We start from the raw sequence: 17,048 nt of genomic DNA, 5'->3' as shown, positions 1-17,048 counted from the left end.
CCGGGCCAGCCCGGAGGTCCGCGCCGCCTATCTCGGCGAGGAGGCGGCGTGACCGCGCTCCTGGAGATCGAGGGGCTGGAGGCCGGCTATGGCGGCGCCCAGGTGCTGTTCGGCGTCTCCCTGACCGTGGCGGCGGGGGAGATCGCGACCCTGCTCGGCCGCAACGGCATGGGCAAGACCACGACCATCCGCAGCCTGCTGGGCCTGCTGCGCCCCGGCGCCGGTCGCATCCGCTTCGACGGGTCCGACATCACCGGCCTGCCGCCCTACCGCATCGCCCAGGCCGGCATCGGGCTGGTGCCGGAGGGCCGGCAGATCTTCCCGACCCTGACGGTCGAGGAAAACCTGGTCGCCACCGCCGCGGACCGGTTCGGCCGCGCTGCGCCCTGGAATCTCGACCGGGTCTACGCCGTCTTTCCGCGGCTGGCGGAGCGGCGGCGGCACCGCGGCAGCCAGCTCTCCGGCGGCGAGCAGCAGATGCTGGCGATCGGCCGGGCGCTGATGACCAACCCGAAGCTCTTGGTGCTGGACGAGGCGACCGAGGGGCTGGCGCCCTTGATCCGGGCCGAGATCTGGAGCTGCCTCGACCGGCTGAAGGGCGAGGGCCAGTCGATCCTGATCGTCGACAAGACGCTCGACGCCCTGCTGCGCCTGGCCCAGCGCCACGCCGTGATCGAGAAGGGGCGGGTGGCGTGGAGCGGCAGCAGCGCCGAGCTCGCCACAGCCGAGGGCATACGGGAGCGCTATCTCGCGCTATGATCGGGGCATCGTCGTCCAGCCCGGAGTGCCAGATGAACACCGCCAATCTCCAACTCGAAGGTGTCTACGCCGCCCTGACCGGGCTGATGACGGCGCTGCGCGACAAGGGGCTGCTCAGCCTGGACGAGATCGACCAGGCGCTGGCGAAGGCGGAGGCCGGCCTGGTTGCCGATGTCCGGCGCCCGGCCGAGGTCAGCGCCGCCAATGTCGAGGCGATCTGCTTCCCGCTGCGCTATCTCCGCATGGCCAACCGGGCCGCGGCCGAGGAGCCGGCGCCGGCCTTCTCCGTCCTCGCGGCCCGCGTCGGGCAGAGCAAGGTGCGGGCTCCATCTGTCTGACAAATAGCCGTTGCGTCGCCTCCCGACCGCTGCCAGAGTTTCGCCGGGGCTCGGAAGAAGCCCCTGGTGACTGTGTTTCGACAGCACGATTTTGGGAGGACGTTCATGGGCGATCGCGAGCATCGCAGCCGGCGTGATTTCATCATGGCCGCTGCGGCCACGGCCGGCGCGGCAGCCGCGCTCGGCGGGCTGGATTTCAAGATGGCGGCCCAGGCGGCGGAAGCTGCCGGCCGGTCCGAAAAGCCGCTGAAGGCCGCCTTTTCCAACGCCGGGCTGCAGGCCACCTGGTGCGCCCAGGGCAAGCAGGCGGCGGAATACTGGGGCAAGCTGTTCAACGTCGAGATCACCTGGTTCGACGGCGAGCTGGCGGCGCCGAAACAGCGCACCGCGATCGACAACATGGCCTCCCAGAAGTGGGATTTCGTGGCGATCCAGGCCTTCGGCATCGGCACCCTGACCCAGCCGGTGCAGAAGATGATCGACGCCGGCACCCCGGTGATCGACATGGACACGCTGATCGCGCCGCTGGACCAGCTCAACGTCCATTCCTTCCTGGCCCCGGACAACGAGTTCATGGGCGGGGCCGTGACCCAGGCGCTGTGCAACGCCATCGGCGGCGAGGGCACCATCATCATGACCCAGGGCGCGCTCGGGCACACCGGGGCGCAGGGCCGGGCCCGCGGCTTCGAATCGGTGGTCAAGCAGTTCCCGAAGATCGAGGTGCTGAACACCGACCCGGCCGACTGGGACGTGTCGAAGACGGCGCGCATCTGGGAAACCCACCTGACCAAGTATCCGAAGATCAGCGCCGCCTTCTTCCACAATGACGACATGGCGCTGGCCGCCTACAACGTGATGAAGGCCCGCAACCGGACCGACATCCTGATCGGCGGCGTCGACGCCATGCCGCCGGCGATCCAGGCGGTGGCGGAAGGCCGCATGTTCGCGACGGTGCGCAACCCGTCCTGCCGCATCCATGGCGGCGCGGTGATCGCCGGGGTCGCGGCCGTGACCGCCGGCGAGAAGAGCGGGGAGGGCGGCATCCCGAAATCCGTGGTCACCGACGGTCCGGTCGTGACCAAGGCGAACGCGGCCGGGATGCAGTGGATGCAGGATCACTTCCTGATCTGATCGCGGCCCGCGGCAGGACAGATGGTTCCGAAGTACCCCGTACCGTCATTGCGAGCGCAGCGAAGCAATCCAGAGGCCCCACGATCCAGCCCCTGGATTGCTTCGTCGGCTTCGCCTCCTCGCAATGACGGCGGGTGGCTGAAAGCAGACAGACCCGGACGATGACCCAGACCCCTGTGCTCGAGCTCAGCGGCATCTCGAAGGCGTTCGGCGGCGTCCGCGCCCTTCGGGATGTCGACTTCGTGCTCAAGGCCGGCGAGATCCATGGCCTGGTCGGCGAGAACGGCGCCGGCAAGTCGACCCTGATGAAGATCATCGCCGGCGTGCATTCCGGGTATGAGGGCCGGATGCGGATCGACGGCCATGACGTGCGGTTCCGCTCGGCCCGCGACGCGCTGGCGGCCGGCGTCGGCATGGTGCATCAGGAGCTGAGCATCGTGCCGGACCTCAGCGTGGCCGAGAACGTGTTCCTCGGCGCGCAGCCGCTGACCCGGCTCGGCCTGGTCGACTGGGCCGGCATGCGGCGCGCGGCGGAGGAGCAGCTGCGCCGCCTCGGCATCGATCTCGACCCGCGCACCCCGGCCGGCGCGCTGCCGATCGGGCTGCAGCAGCTGATCGAGATCGCCCGGGTGCTGTTCTCCGGCGCCCGCATCATCATCCTGGACGAGCCGACCTCCGCCCTGTCGCCGCCGGAGATCGAGCGGCTGTTCGGGGTGCTGCGGCGGCTGCGCGACGAGGGCCGCAGCTTCGTCTTCATCTCGCATTTCCTCGACGACATCCTGCGGATCTCCGATTCGGTGACGGTGTTCCGCAACGGCCAGCGCGTCATGAGCGGAGCGGCGGCCGAGACGAGCAAGACGATGCTGATCGATCGCATGATCGGCAGCGGCCATGACGAGCTGGGGGAGAGCTATACCGGCGAGTTCCGGCTCGACCCGAAACCCGGCCATCCGGTGGCGCTGTCGGTCGACGGGCTGTCGCTGGCCGGCCGCTACCGCGACATCTCGCTCGAGGTACGGGCCGGCGAGGTGCTGGGCATCTACGGCTTCATGGGCTGCGGCCAGCTCGAGCTGGCGCGCACCCTGTTCGGCAAGCTGCCGTCCGACAGCGGCCGGATCTCGGTCGCCGGGCGCCCGGCGCGGCTGTCCAGCACCGCCAAAGCGCGCCGCGCCGGCATCGCCTTCGTGCCCGAGAGCCGGCGGGCGATGCTGTTCCACCACGAGCCGATCTACAAGAACGTCTCGATCGCCATCCTCGACCGGATCTCGCGCTGGCTGCTGAAGCCGGAATCCGAGCGCGGCATCGCCCGCAAGCATGTCGAAACGCTGCGCATCCGCACCCCGCATGTCGATGCCGAGCTCGGCGCCCTGTCCGGCGGCAACCAGCAGAAGGTGGCGCTGGCCAAGTGGCTGACCTACCCGCCGCGCGTGCTGATCCTGAGCGAGCCGACCCGCGGCATGGATGTCGGCGCCAAGGAGGATGTCGTCGGCATCGTCCGCGGCCTGCGCGACCAGGGCATCGGCGTCGTGGTGGTCTCGGCCGAGCCGGAGACGGTGCTGGCGCTGGCCGACCGCATCCTGGTGATGCGCAAGGGCCAGATCGCCCGTGAATTCGCCGACGGCACGGTCAGCAAGGACCGCCTGCTCGAGGCGGCGTGACAGGGGGCGGAAACCAGATGGACGCGCAGATCAAACCGACCCGCAGCGCCGGCGCCCGGCTCGGCGCCATGCTGGGCAGCCAGTTGCGCAACATCGCGCCCTTCATCACGCTGATCGCCCTGCTGGTGTTCTTCGGCGTCGCCAGCCCGTCCTTCCTGACGGTCGACAATTTCAGCAACATCCTGAACCAGGTGTCGGTCACCGCGATCATCGCCGTCGGCCTGACCTTCGTCATCCTGTGCGCCGAGATCGACCTGTCGGTCGCCGCCATCGCCAATGCCGCCGGCATCGTCGTCGCCTTCCTGACGGTGCAGGAATCCTATGTGAACATCGCCAATGTGCCGCTGCCGGGCTGGGCCGCGATCCTGGTGGCGCTGGCCAGCTGCGCGGCGCTGGGCCTGATCAACGCCTTCGGCGTGACCCGGATCGGCATCCCGTCCTTCATCATGACGCTGGCGATGATGCAGATCGGCGCCGGCATCTGCGCCATGCTGGTGCGCGGCCAGATCGCCTATGCCGTGCCGCCGATCCTCGTCACCCTGGGCTCGGGGTCGATCGGCGGCGTTCCCTGGATCGTGATCGTGGCCGGAATCACGCTGCTGGTCGCGCATCTGGTGCTGACCTATACGCGCTTCGGCCGCTACGTCTACATGGTCGGCGGCAATCGCGAGGCCGCCGAGTTCTCCGGCGTCAACGTCCGGGTCGTCATCGGCGCGGTGCTGGTGATCTCGGCGGTGTGCTCGGGCCTCGCCGGCATGCTCGGCGTCGCCTATTTCGGCAGCGCCCAGCAGAATGAGTTCGATACCTTCCTGCTCGACGCCATCGCCGCGGTGGTGGTCGGCGGCACCAGCCTGTTCGGCGGGCGCGGCGGCATCGGCAACACCATCATCGGCGTGCTGATCCTGGGCGTGCTGAACAACGGCCTAGACCACGTCGACATCGACAGCTTCCTGAAGATCCTGATCCGCGGCCTGATCCTGCTGGCGGCGCTGGTGATCAACGTCTACGCCCAGCGCCTGAGAACGGTGCGGAACCCGGTGGCGTAGCGGACCGCGTCTCGCCACAATCCTGCGCCACAACTCGGGATCGGCGAGATGGGGAGGGGGCCACCTTGCAGACCGCCTTCACCCGGGACCAGCTGGCGCGGCCCGACATCGCCGAAGCCGACGGCATCCTGAAGACCTGCGTCCATTACGGCTTCTGCACCGCCACCTGCCCCACCTATGTCCTGTTCCGCGACGAGAACGACTCGCCGCGCGGCCGCATCGACCTGATCCGGGCGATGCTGGAACGGGACGGCCCTCCCGATGCGAAGACCGTGCATCACCTCGACCGCTGCCTGTCGTGCCTGTCCTGCGTGACGACCTGCGCGGTGAAGGTCGATTACGCCCATCTGATCGACATCGCCCGCAACCATATCGAGAAGACCTTCCGGCGTCCCTGGTCCGACCGCCTGCTGCGCGGCCTGCTGGCGCGGACGCTGCCCTATCCCGGTCGGTTCCTGGCCGCGCTGCGCCTGGCGTCGCTGGCACAGCCGTTCGCCGGCGCGATGCCGGGGCGGCGGCGCGGGCTCCTGGCCTTGGCGAAGGCGCGGCCGGCGAGACCGGGCCTGCTGGCGCCGGCGGCCTATCCCGCCCAGGGCGAGCGGCGGCTGCGCGTGGCGCTGCTCGCCGGCTGCGCGCAGCAGGCCCTGGACCGCGAGGTCAACGCCGCCACGATCCGCGTGCTGCAGCGGCATGGCTGCGAGGTCGTCGTCGCGGCCGGTGCCGGCTGCTGCGGCGCGCTGCCGCTGCATATGGGCCGCGAGGTACAGGCGAAGTCGCTGGCGGCGGCGACTGTTGCCGCCTGGTCCGGCCTGCTCGACCGCGGCCTCGACGCCGTGGTCGTCAACGCCTCCGGCTGCGGCACCACGGTGAAGGATTACGGCCATCTGCTCGGGACGGACCCGGCGCGGCGCATCGGCGCCCTGGCGCGCGACGTCACCGAGATCCTGGCGCAGCTCGGCCTGCAGGCGACCGGCGGGATGAAGCCGTACCGTGTGGCCTATCACGACGCCTGCTCGCTGCAGCACGGGCAGCGGGTGACCGAGCCGCCGCGGCAACTGCTGCGGCAGGCAGGCTTCGCCGTGCTCGACGTGCCGGAGAAGCATTTCTGCTGCGGCTCCGCCGGCACCTACAACCTGCTGCAGCCCGACATCGCCGATGCGCTGGGCCGGCGCAAGGCGGCGCATGTCGAGGGCGTCGACCCCGACATCGTCGCCGCCGGCAATCTCGGCTGCATCGTGCAGATCGCCCGGTTTTCCGCGGTGCCTGTGGTTCACACGGTCGAGCTGCTCGACTGGGCGACCGGCGGACCCGAACCGGGCGATGTGCGGAGCCGACCCCTGAGGGAGCCGGCTCCGGTCGTTGCAACCGTCGAGACGGACGCAACGCCCGCCGCACCGGGTGGAGCGCCGTCCGGCAATCCGGGATTCTGGTGAAGGGGGGATGATCATGGCTTCCGAAGCATTCTTCTCCGAGATCGGCAGCGTGCTGGGCGCCGACGGCGTCAACCGGTCCGAAGAGACCATCCGCCGCTACGGCGAGAACACCATGCCGGGCGGCGATGTGCGGCCGGCGGGCGTGGTCACTCCGCGCTCCACCGCCGAGGTGCAGGCGATCGTGCGGGCGGCCAACACGCATGGCGTGCCGCTCTATCCGGTGAGCACCGGCTACAATATCGGCCTCGGCTCGCGCTCCGCGCCGCGCTCGGGCCAGGTCGTGGTCGATCTCGGCCACCGCATGAACCGGATTCTCGAGATCGACGAGACGCTGGCCTTCGCCGTGGTCGAGCCCGGCGTCAGCTACCAGGCGCTTTACGACGAGCTGGTCCGCCGCGGCGACCGGCTGATGCTCGACGTCACCTCCGGCCCGCCGCAGGGCGGCATGATCGGCAACGCCCTCGACAAGGGCGCCGGCTACACGCCGTATTTCGACCATTTCGGCTTCGCCTGCGGCCTCGAGATCGTGCTCGGCACCGGCGAGATCCTGCGCACCGGTGACGGCGCGCTGGATGCCGACACCCTGGCCAACTGGCACGTCTCGAAATACTCCTTCGGGCCGATCCTCGACGGCCTGTTCGCGCAGTCGAACTACGGCATCGTCACCCGCATGGGCGTCTGGCTGCTGCCGCGCCCGCCCGCTGTGCGGTCGTTCCACTTCACCTTCCCGGAGGATGACGACCTGGCGGAGGTCGTCGATCTGTGCCGGCCGATGAAGCTGTCGAATTTCGTGCCGACGCTGTTCCGGGTGGCGAACGACCTCTACCTCTGCGGCTCGGAGGGCGAGAGCCCGGAATACCAGGCGTCCGGCGGCAAGCGGTCGATCTCGGACGAGGGTCGCCGCGCCTTGCGCGAGCGGCATGGACTCGGCGCCTGGACCGTGTCCGGCGCCTTCTACGGCCCCAGCGCGGCCGCGCTGGAGCCGATGGTCCAGCGCGTGCGCGACCATTTCGGGCGCAGCGGCAAGGCCCGCTACATCGAGCATGCCGATGCCGGCGCGATCCCGCCGCTGCAGGTCGCCATCAACGCCTTTTCTGGCATCCCGAGCCTGGGCGAGCTCGGCCTGCTGAAATGGCGGCCGGGCGGCGGCAACCTTTGGTTCCTACCGGGCACGCCGATGGACGGCAAGGTCGCCAACGAGTTCCAGCAGCTGTGCCGCGGCATCTGCGAAGCCCATGGCATGGACTACATGGCGATGAATGTCTGCGGGCCGCGCTTCGCCCGCGGGCTGCATGTGCTGACCTTCAACCGCGAGGATGCCGGCGAGTGCGCCCGCGCCGATGCCTGCTACCGCGCAATGTCCGAGGCGGTGGCGGGGCGTGGCGTCTTTGTCGGGCGGGCTCCGGTCCAGTATCACGACTTCCATATGGCGCAGGCCATGCCCGCCTACCGCGATGTCTGCAACGGTGTGAAGCGGGCCCTCGATCCGAATGGTGTCATCGCGCCGGGGCGGTACGGGATCGGCTGACGGGCGGTCCGTCCGCCGGTTGACCGGCTGATCCTGCTGGCGGCGCTGGTGATCACCGTCTACGCTCAGCGCCTGCGGACGGTGCGCGGCGCTACGTCCGCTTGACGGCGCTGCGCCGATCCTTATCTAGGGGACGCCCGACGCCCCCTCGTCGGGGTCGATGCACCATTAGATGACGGAGCCCATGGCCACCTCGCAGACCGGTCCGGCCGCGCCTACGGACGACCACGAGGACATCCTGTATCCGGAGGCGGGCCCGTTCGTCCTGCTCCATCTCGCCAGCTTCGCAGCGATCTGGACCGGCGTCACCTGGCAATCCCTGGTGATCTGCGTGGTCCTGTATTTCCTGCGCATCTTCGCGATCGGGGCCGGCTACCACCGCTATTTCGCCCATCGCGCCTATTCCACCGGCCGGGTGTTCCAGTTCATCCTGGCCTTCCTGTCGCAGAGCACGGCGCAGAAGAGCACGCTGTGGTGGGCCGCCAAGCACCGGCACCACCACCTCCATTCCGACACCGGGCAGGACGTGCATTCGCCCCGGCACCGGGGCTTCGTCTATGCCCATCTCGGCTGGATCTTCTCGACCCGCCACCGCACCACGGATCTGAGCAAGATCGCCGATTTCGCGCGCTATCCCGAGCTGATGCTGCTGCACAAATACGAGCTGACCCCGGCCGTCATCCTGGCGGCGATCACCTTCCTGATCGGCGGTTGGCCCGGGCTGGTGGTCGGCTTCGTCTGGAGCACGGTGCTGGTCTATCACGGCACCTTCTGCATCAATTCCCTGGCCCATGTGCATGGCCGCAAGCGCTATGTCACCGGCGACGATTCCCGCAACAACTGGCTGCTCGCCCTGATGACCATGGGCGAGGGCTGGCACAACAACCACCACGCCTATCAGAGCAGTGTGCGCCAGGGCTTCAGGTGGTGGGAGGTCGACCCGACCTTCTACATCCTGAAAGTCCTGTCCTGGTGCGGCGTGGTCTGGAACCTCAAAACTCCGCCCGAGGCCGTGCTGCGCAACGAGCAGCGCCTCGGCAGCAAGATCATCGAGCGCGCGGCGGCCGAGCTGGCGGCGAGCTTCCCGACGGAGCGGATCGCGGCGGCGCTGCACGAGGCGCTGGCCCACGCCCATGCGCCGACCCTGGCCGACCTCCGTGACGCCCTGGCGACGGCGCAGCACAAGACCGTGGACCTGCTGGCCAAGGCGCATCTCCCGAGCTTCCCGACGCGGGACGAGGTCCGGTTGCGGGCGGCGGCGATGTTCGCGAAGTCCCGGTCGATGGAGGACATCGTCGAGCGGGCCCATCGCCTGGTCCTGGAAGCCGTCGGCCGGCGCCTCGCCGCGGCCTGAGCCGCGCCATCGATTGACCACCCGTCCCGCGCCGCCTACTGTGCCGCCATCGCGCAGCCGGTTCCCCGAAGGCGGACGCCAGAGGGGTGAAAAGGGAACGCGGGACGGTCTGTCCTTTCAGGCCTGATCCGCGGCTGCCCCCGCAACTGTAGGCGGCGAGCCCACCTCCGACAGCCACTGGCCGATGGCCGGGAAGGCGGAGGCAGGCGATGACCCGCGAGCCAGGAGACCTGCCGGCGAGGCGATGCGTGCGAACCGCCGGGCGGGGTGAACCGGTGGCGCGGGATGCGCGGCGCCTGCGGGCACCGTCTCCGGCGTCCAAGCCCTGTCCGGCCGAGCGAAGGGCGAGGGCGTGTTGCATCGACCAATCCATGGCTGAGCTGGCGGCGGCGACGCTGGTGCTGGGCGGCGCCCGGTCGGGCAAGAGCCGCCATGCCGAGGCGCTGGTCGAGAGCCAGCCCGGCGACTGCGTCTACCTCGCCACCGCCGAGGCCTGGGATGCCGAGATGGTGGAGCGGATCTCCCGCCACCAGGCGCAGCGCGGCTCGCGCTGGCGCACGGTCGAGGCGCCGCTGGATCTGGTCGAGACGCTTGGCCAGGTGGCAGGCCCCGGCCGCGCCGTGCTGGTCGACTGCCTGACCCTCTGGCTGTCCAATCTCATGCATGCCGACCGCGACATCGCCGCCGAGACCGATCGGCTGGTGCGCTGGCTCGCCGCGCCCCCGGGCCCGGTGGTGCTGGTGTCGAACGAGGTCGGGCTCGGCATCGTCCCCGACAACGCCCTGGCCCGCGCCTTCCGCGACCATGCCGGGCGCCTGCACCAGGCCGTGGCCGCCGCCGTGCCCAAGGTCGTCTTCGTCGCTGCCGGCCTTCCCCTGACCCTGAAATCCGCCTGAAGGATCCCCATGCCCGCAAAGATTCCGGCCACCGTTATCACCGGCTTCCTCGGCGCCGGCAAGACCACGCTGATCCGCCACCTGCTGCAGACCGCGAATGGCCGCCGGCTGGCCCTGATCATCAACGAGTTCGGCGATGTCGGCGTGGATGGCGACCTGCTGCGCAGCTGCGGCGACGCCACCTGCCGCGAGGAGGATGTGGTGGAGCTGGCCAATGGCTGCATCTGCTGCACCGTGGCCGACGACTTCATCCCGACCATCGAGAAGCTGCTGAACCGCGCCGAGCCGCCGGAGCACATCGTGATCGAGACCAGCGGCCTGGCCCTGCCCAAGCCCCTGGTCAAGGCCTTCGGCTGGCCGGAGATCCGCACCCGGGTGACGGTCGACGGCGTCATCACCGTGATCGACGGCGCCGCCATGTCGGAGGGCCGTTTCGCGCCGGACGAGGAGGCCTTGGCGGCCCAGCGCGCCGCCGATGAGGCGCTGGACCATGACAGCCCGCTGGAGGAGCTGTTCGAGGACCAGCTGGCCTGCGCCGACATGGTGATCCTGAATAAGACCGACCTGCTGGACGACGACTCGCTATCCGCCGTCTCCACCGATCTCGCCGCCCAGCTGCGGCCGGGGGTGAAGGTGGTCAAGGCCCGGCACGGCGCCATCGACGCCGCGGTGCTGCTGGGCCTCGGCGCCGCGGCCGAGGACGACCTGGCGGCGCGTCCCTCGCATCACGATGCGGAGGAGGAGCACGACCACGATGATTTCGAGAGCTTCCATGTCGACCTCGGCACGGTGGTCGACCCGGACGCCCTGGCGCGCAAGCTGAAGCCGGTGATCGAGGCGCACGACATCCTGCGGCTGAAGGGCTTCGCTGCGGTCGAGGGCAAGCCGATGCGGCTGGTGGTGCAGGCGGTCGGCGGCCGCATCCAGCATTATTACGACCGCGCCTGGCGCACCGACGAGGCCCGCGGCACCACCCTGGTGGTGATCGGCGAGCGCGGCCTCGACCGCGCCGCCATCACCGCGGCGCTGGCGGCCTGATGCATCTCCTCGCCACCAGGCCGGGCAGCATCGCCGACGGGTCGGAGGCGGTCGATCTGGGCCAGAGCCCGGGCGACATCGTCGTCCTGACCGCGGCGGACACCGAGCTCGCCTGCCTGTCGGCGGCACGGTCCGGCTTCGGCGAGGAGTTTCCGCGACTGCGCCTGGCCAACCTGCTGCAGCTCGGCCACAACCTGTCGGTCGACACCTATGTCGACGATGTGGTCAGCCGGGCGAAGCTGGTGGTGGTGCGCCTGCTGGGCGGGGCCGGCTATTGGCGCTATGGCATCGAGCAGGTGCACGCCGCCTGCCGGCGCGAGGGCATCGCGCTGGCCGTGCTGCCGGGTGACGACAAGCCGGATGCCGATCTCGACGACCTCTCGACATTGCCGGCGGAGGCGAGGGGGCGGCTGTGGCGGTATCTGGTCGAGGGCGGCATCGAGAACGCCCGCAGCTTCCTGGCCTATGCCGCCACCCTGGCCGGCCACGACCTGCCCTGGGCCGAGCCCCGGCCGCTGCTGCGCGCCGGCCTGTACTGGCCCGACCTGCGGCACCCGTCCTATGCCGAGATCGCCGGGCGCTGGCAGGACGGCGCCCCCGTCATCGGCCTCGTCTTCTACCGCGCCCTGGTGCAGGCCGGGAACCTGGCGCCGGTCGATGCGCTGGCGGCGGCGCTGCGGCAGCGCGGGCTGAACCCGCTGCCGATCTTCGTCTCCAGCCTCAAGGACGCGGTCTCGGCCGAGCTGGTGGCGGAAGCCTTCGCCCGCCACCCGCCGGCGGTGATTCTGAACGCAACCAGCTTCGCCGTCTCCAGCCCCGGCGGCCCGGCCCAGCCGACGCCCTTCGACGCGGCGGACTGCCCCGTCCTGCAGGTGGTGTTCGCCGGCGGCGGCGAGGCGGCGTGGCGCGACGGCACGCGCGGGCTGTCGGCCCAGGATCTGGCGATGAATGTCGCCCTGACCGAGATCGACGGACGGGTGCTGACCCGCGCCGTGTCCTTCAAGTCGGAGGCGCGCTGGGATCCCCTGACCGAATGCACCGTGGTGTCCTACCGCCCGGTGCCCGACCGGATCGATTTCACCGCCAACCTCGCCGCCGCCTGGGCCGGGCTGCGCCGCACGCCTCCGGCCGGGCGCAAGGTCGCGCTGGTCCTGGCCAACTACCCGAACCGCGACGGCAGGCTCGGCAACGGCGTCGGCCTCGACACCCCGGCCGGAACCGTCGAGGTGCTGCGCGCCCTGGCCGCCGCCGGCTACCGGGTCGAGGACGTCCCGGCCGATGCCACCGCCCTGATGGCCCGGGTCTCCGCCGGCCCGACCAATGCGCTGGAGGGCCGGGCCGGCCGCTCCGGCGGCGTCTCCTATCCCCTGGCCGACTACCGCGCCTTCTTCGACGACCTGCCTGGGGCCGTTCGCACCGCAGTGACGGCCCGCTGGGGCACGCCCGAAGCTGATCCCTTCGTCGAAGGCGACGCCTTCCGCCTTGCGGTGCATCGCTTCGGCCATGTCGTCATCGGCGTGCAGCCGGCGCGCGGCTACAACATCGACCCGCAGGCGACCTATCACGACCCGGCGCTGGTGCCGCCGCACGGTTACCTGGCCTTCTACGCCTGGCTGCGGCAGGGCTTCGGGGCGCAGGCGATCGTGCACATGGGCAAGCACGGCAACCTGGAATGGCTGCCGGGCAAGGCGCTGGCGATGTCGCAGGACTGCTTCCCGGAGGCCGCCTTCGGCCCTGTCCCGCATCTCTACCCCTTCATCGTCAACGACCCGGGCGAGGGTACCCAGGCCAAGCGCCGCACGGCCGCCGTCATCATCGATCACCTGACGCCGCCGCTGACCCGGGCCGAGAGCTACGGCCCGCTGAAGGATCTGGAGGCGCTGGTCGACGAATACTACGAGGCCGCCGGCATGGACCCGCGCCGGCTGGCCCATCTGCGCGACCGCATCCTCGACCTCGCCCGGTCGACCGGCCTGGACCGCGACTGCGGCGTGGCGGCGGATGCCGATTCCGACTCCGCCTTGGCGCAGATCGACAACCATCTCTGCGAGCTGAAGGAGATGCAGATCCGCGACGGGCTGCACATCTTCGGCCGCTCGCCCGAGGGCGACCAGCGCACCGACCTGCTGGTGGCGCTGACCCGGGTGCCGCGCGGGACGGGGCAGGGCGGCGACGCTTCGCTGATCCGCGCTTTGGCGAATGATCTGGGCCTCGGCTTCGACCCGCTGGACTGCCGCTTCGGCGACGCCTGGGCTGGGCCGCGGCCGGCGGTGCTGGGGCCGGAGACGGGCTGGCGGACCCATGGCGACACGGTCGAGCGGCTGGAGGCCTTGGCCCACGATCTGGTCGGCGGCACGCGCCAGCCGGATGCCGGCTGGGCCGCCACCGCCGCCGTTCTGGCGGAGATCGAGGCGGCCGTTGCTCCGTCCGTCGACCGCTCTGGTGCCGCCGAGATCGACGGGCTGCTGCGCGGCCTGGCCGGGCGCTTCGTGGCGCCGGGATCTTCCGGCGCGCCAACCCGCGGCCGGCTCGACGTGCTGCCGACCGGCCGCAACTTCTACTCGGTCGACAGCCGCACGGTGCCGACCCCGGCCGCCTGGCATCTCGGCTGGAAATCCGCCTCGCTGCTGGTCGAGCGGCACCGGCAGGAGCATGGCGACTGGCCGCGCACCATGGCGCTGAGCGCCTGGGGCACCAGCAACATGCGCACCGGCGGCGACGACATCGCCCAGGCCCTGGCGCTGCTGGGCGTGCAGCCGCGCTGGGACCCGGCGTCCCGCCGCGTCACCGGATTCGACGTGATGCCGGAGGGCGTGCTGGGCCGGCCTAGGGTCGACGTGACCCTGCGCGTCTCCGGCTTCTTCCGCGATGCCTTCCCCAGCCAGATCGACCTGTTCGACAGCGCCGTCCGCGCCGTCGCCGCGCTGGACGAGCCGGAGGCGGCGAACCCGCTGGCCGCGCGCGTCCGGGCCGAGACCGCGGCGTTGGTCGAGGGCGGGATGCCCGAGGCCGAGGCGCGCCGCCGTGCCGGCTTCCGGGTGTTCGGCTCCAAGCCCGGGGCCTATGGCGCCGGTCTGCAGGCGCTGATCGACGAGAGGCTGTGGCGCGACGAGGCCGATCTCGGCCGCGCCTATCTGGAATGGGGCGGCTGGGCCTATGGCGACGGCGCCGAGGGCGCGGCGGCGCACGACCTGTTCGCCCGCCGGCTGGAGACCGTCGAGGCGGTGGTCCACAACCAGGACAACCGCGAGCACGACCTGCTCGATTCCGACGACTACTACCAGTTCGAGGGCGGGCTGGCGGCGGCGATCCACCATTTGTCCGGCGCCCGGCCGGCGGTCTGGCACAACGACCATTCGCGGCCCGAGCGGCCGGTGATCCGGACCCTGCGCGAGGAGATCGCCCGCGTGGTCCGCGCCCGGGTGGTCAACCCGAAATGGATCCGCGGCGTGATGCGCCACGGCTATAAGGGCGCCTTCGAGATGGCGGCGACGGTCGACTACCTGTTCGCCTTCGCCGCCACCACCGACGCGGTGGCCGACCACCAGTTCGACCTGGTCTATGACGCGATGCTCGGCGACCCCGAGGTGCGCGCCTTCCTGGAGCAGGCCAACCCGGCGGCGGCGCGCGAGATCGCCGAGCGGCTGCAGGAGGCGCTGGATCGCGGCCTGTGGCAGCCTCGCGCCAATGCCGTCTACCATGAGCTCGATGTGCTGACGAAGGAGCCCGGCCGATGAACACCGACGGCATGACCGAGGACGAGATCAACGCCCGCCACGCCGAGAAGATGGCGAAGAAGAAGGCGGTGCGCGACCGGATGCTGGCCGGCAAGACCATCGAGAAGGGCCTGCTGATCGTCCACACCGGCAAGGGCAAGGGCAAGTCGACTGCCGCCTTCGGCATGGTGCTTCGGTCGATCGGCCACGGCTTCCGCACCGGCGTGGTCCAGTTCGTCAAGGGCAGCTGGGACACCGGCGAGCGCCATGTGCTGGAGCGGTTCCCGGACCTCGTGACCATCGCCGCGATGGGCGAAGGCTTCACCTGGGAGACGCAGGACCGCGAGCGCGACATCGCCGCCGCCCACGCCGCCTGGGAGGCCGCCAAGGTGATGATCCGCGACCCGTCCTACCGCCTGGTGCTGCTGGACGAGCTGAACATCGTGCTGCGCTACGACTACCTGCCGGTGGCGGAGGTGGTGGCCTTCCTGCGCGACGAGAAGCCGGCGGACACGCATGTCATCGTCACCGGCCGCAACGCCAAGGACGAGCTGATCGAGATCGCCGACCTGGTCACCGAGATGACGATGATCAAGCACCCGTTCCGCGACGGCGTGAAGGCGCAGGCCGGGATCGAGTTCTGATGTCCTCCGGTGGGCGTCCGCCCGCCCTGATGATCCAGGGCACCGGCTCCGATGTCGGCAAGTCGCTGATCGTCGCCGGGCTGTGCCGGGTCTTCGCCCGGCGCGGCCTGCGGGTGCGGCCGTTCAAGCCGCAGAACATGTCGAACAACGCCGCGGTGACGGCCGATGGCGGCGAGATCGGCCGGGCCCAGGCGCTGCAGGCGCGAGCCTGCGGCATCGACCCGACCGTGCACATGAACCCGGTGCTGCTGAAGCCGGAGAGCGAGACCGGCGCCCAGGTCATCGTCCAGGGCCGCCGCATCGCCACGCTGAAGGCCCGCGACTACGCCGCCCGGAAGCCCGAGCTGCTGGCGGCGGTGCTGGACAGCTGGCGGTCCCTGTCGGCCGAGGCCGACCTGGTGCTGGTCGAGGGCGCCGGCAGCCCGGCCGAGGTGAACCTGCGGGCCGGCGACATCGCGAATATGGGCTTCGCCGAGGCGGCGGACCTGCCGGTGGTCCTGGTCGCCGACATCCATCGCGGCGGCGTCATCGCCAGCCTGGTCGGCACCCATGCGGTGATCGCGCCGGCGGAAGCCGCCAGGATCCGCGGCTTCATCGTCAACCGCTTCCGCGGCGACGCGGCGCTGTTCGCCGACGGCATGCGCATCGTCGCGGAGCGCACCGGCTGGCGCGGTCTCGGCATCGTGCCGCATTGGCCCGAGGCCGCCCGGCTGCCGGCCGAGGACGCCAACGCCCTGGCCGAGATCGAGACGCCGCGGGGCCGGGCGATCACCGTCGCCGTGCCGGTGCTGTCGCGCATCGCCAATTTCGACGACCTCGACCCGCTGCGGCTGGAGCCGGATGTGGCGGTGCGGATGGTGCCGCCCGGCGAGGCGCTGCCGGGCGACGCCGACCTGGTGCTGCTGCCGGGGTCGAAATCGACCATCGGCGACCTCGCCTTCCTGCGCGCCCAGGGCTGGGACATCGACTTGATGGCCCATGTCCGGCGCGGCGGAAGGGTGCTGGGCCTGTGCGCCGGCTTCCAGATGCTGGGCCGCCGGCTGCACGACCCGGACGGCATCGACAGTGCGCCCGGCTCGGCCGACGGGCTGGGCCTGCTCGACCTCGAGACGGTGATGACGCCGGAAAAGAGCCTGGTCGCCGTCGCCGGCACGCACCGGCCGACCGGCACCGCCATCCGCGGCTACGAGATGCATGTCGGCCGCACCGAGGGCCCGGCTTTGGCCCGGCCGCTGCTCGATCTCGACGGTCGGCCGGACGGCGCAGTGTCTCCGGACGGCCGGATCGCCGGCTGCTATGTCCACGGCCTGTTCGCCGCCGACGGTTTCCGCTCCGCCTTCCTGGCCGGCTTCGGGCCGCGCGCGCAGGCCGGCCTGGCCTATGACGCCACGGTCGACGCCACGCTGGACGGGCTGGCCGACCATCTGGAGCGGCATCTCGACCTGCCGGCGCTGTCGAAGATCGCCGGGCTTGCCGCGTAGGTTGGGTTCGCAAGGCGAACCCAACA

At 70.7% G+C, this 17,048-nt stretch carries 14 protein-coding genes and 1 riboswitch; all 14 genes read left to right on the top strand.

Annotated features, from left to right (window positions below):
* On the top strand, positions 1–52 hold a 52-nt coding region (locus ACTOWL_RS10305; RefSeq protein ID WP_441321132.1), incomplete at its 5' end, for a hypothetical protein.
* Positions 49–759: an ABC transporter ATP-binding protein gene (locus tag ACTOWL_RS10300; protein WP_441321131.1), complete on the top strand. Its 711-nt coding sequence runs from the start codon at positions 49–51 to the stop codon at positions 757–759. The genes ACTOWL_RS10305 and ACTOWL_RS10300, both read left to right, overlap by 4 nt.
* Positions 760–791: 32 nt before the next feature.
* Positions 792–1,097 carry a hypothetical protein gene (locus tag ACTOWL_RS10295; RefSeq protein ID WP_441321130.1) on the top strand — a complete coding sequence of 102 codons (306 nt, stop codon included), beginning with the start codon at positions 792–794 and terminating at the stop codon, positions 1,095–1,097.
* 105 nt (positions 1,098–1,202) lie between these two features.
* Positions 1,203–2,228, top strand: a complete 1,026-nt coding sequence (locus ACTOWL_RS10290; protein ID WP_441321129.1) for a sugar ABC transporter substrate-binding protein — start codon at positions 1,203–1,205, stop codon at positions 2,226–2,228.
* A gap of 161 nt (positions 2,229–2,389) precedes the next feature.
* Positions 2,390–3,886 carry a sugar ABC transporter ATP-binding protein gene (locus ACTOWL_RS10285; RefSeq protein ID WP_441321128.1) on the top strand — a complete coding sequence of 499 codons (1,497 nt, stop codon included), beginning with the start codon at positions 2,390–2,392 and terminating at the stop codon, positions 3,884–3,886.
* A 17-nt stretch (positions 3,887–3,903) separates the two neighbouring features.
* On the top strand, positions 3,904–4,932 hold the full coding sequence (locus tag ACTOWL_RS10280; RefSeq protein ID WP_441321127.1) for an ABC transporter permease: 1,029 nt from the start codon (positions 3,904–3,906) through the stop codon (positions 4,930–4,932).
* Positions 4,933–4,997: 65 nt separating this feature from the next.
* A complete protein-coding gene (glcF, locus tag ACTOWL_RS10275) occupies positions 4,998–6,365 on the top strand; it encodes a glycolate oxidase subunit GlcF (RefSeq protein ID WP_441321126.1) in 1,368 nt (455 codons plus the stop codon).
* A gap of 13 nt (positions 6,366–6,378) precedes the next feature.
* Positions 6,379–7,893: an FAD-binding oxidoreductase gene (locus ACTOWL_RS10270; protein ID WP_441321125.1), complete on the top strand. Its 1,515-nt coding sequence runs from the start codon at positions 6,379–6,381 to the stop codon at positions 7,891–7,893.
* Positions 7,894–8,077: 184 nt separating this feature from the next.
* Positions 8,078–9,247: an acyl-CoA desaturase gene (locus ACTOWL_RS10265; RefSeq protein ID WP_441321124.1), complete on the top strand. Its 1,170-nt coding sequence runs from the start codon at positions 8,078–8,080 to the stop codon at positions 9,245–9,247.
* 41 nt (positions 9,248–9,288) lie between these two features.
* A riboswitch (cobalamin riboswitch) is annotated at positions 9,289–9,499 on the top strand.
* Positions 9,500–9,618: 119 nt separating this feature from the next.
* Entirely contained in the window at positions 9,619–10,143 is a 525-nt protein-coding gene (gene cobU / locus ACTOWL_RS10260; protein ID WP_441321123.1) for a bifunctional adenosylcobinamide kinase/adenosylcobinamide-phosphate guanylyltransferase, read from the top strand.
* Between the two features lie 9 nt (positions 10,144–10,152).
* Positions 10,153–11,181: a cobalamin biosynthesis protein CobW gene (gene cobW / locus ACTOWL_RS10255; RefSeq protein ID WP_441321122.1), complete on the top strand. Its 1,029-nt coding sequence runs from the start codon at positions 10,153–10,155 to the stop codon at positions 11,179–11,181.
* On the top strand, positions 11,181–14,918 hold the full coding sequence (gene cobN / locus ACTOWL_RS10250) for a cobaltochelatase subunit CobN (protein WP_441321121.1): 3,738 nt from the start codon (positions 11,181–11,183) through the stop codon (positions 14,916–14,918). Before cobW ends, cobN begins: the two co-directional genes overlap by 1 nt.
* Positions 14,915–15,541, top strand: coding sequence for a cob(I)yrinic acid a,c-diamide adenosyltransferase (gene cobO, locus ACTOWL_RS10245; RefSeq protein ID WP_441321120.1), 627 nt, complete (start codon positions 14,915–14,917; stop codon positions 15,539–15,541). Before cobN ends, cobO begins: the two co-directional genes overlap by 4 nt.
* Entirely contained in the window at positions 15,541–17,022 is a 1,482-nt protein-coding gene (locus tag ACTOWL_RS10240) for a cobyric acid synthase (RefSeq protein WP_441321119.1), read from the top strand. Before cobO ends, ACTOWL_RS10240 begins: the two co-directional genes overlap by 1 nt.
* The last annotated feature ends 26 nt before the right edge of the window (positions 17,023–17,048 follow it).

This window comes from Inquilinus sp. CA228 (assembly GCF_052078665.1).
In the GTDB taxonomy this organism is placed as follows: Bacteria; Pseudomonadota; Alphaproteobacteria; order DSM-16000; family Inquilinaceae; genus Inquilinus.
Note: the sequence above shows the minus strand (reverse complement) of the source record. Positions and strands in the feature narration are given on the sequence as shown.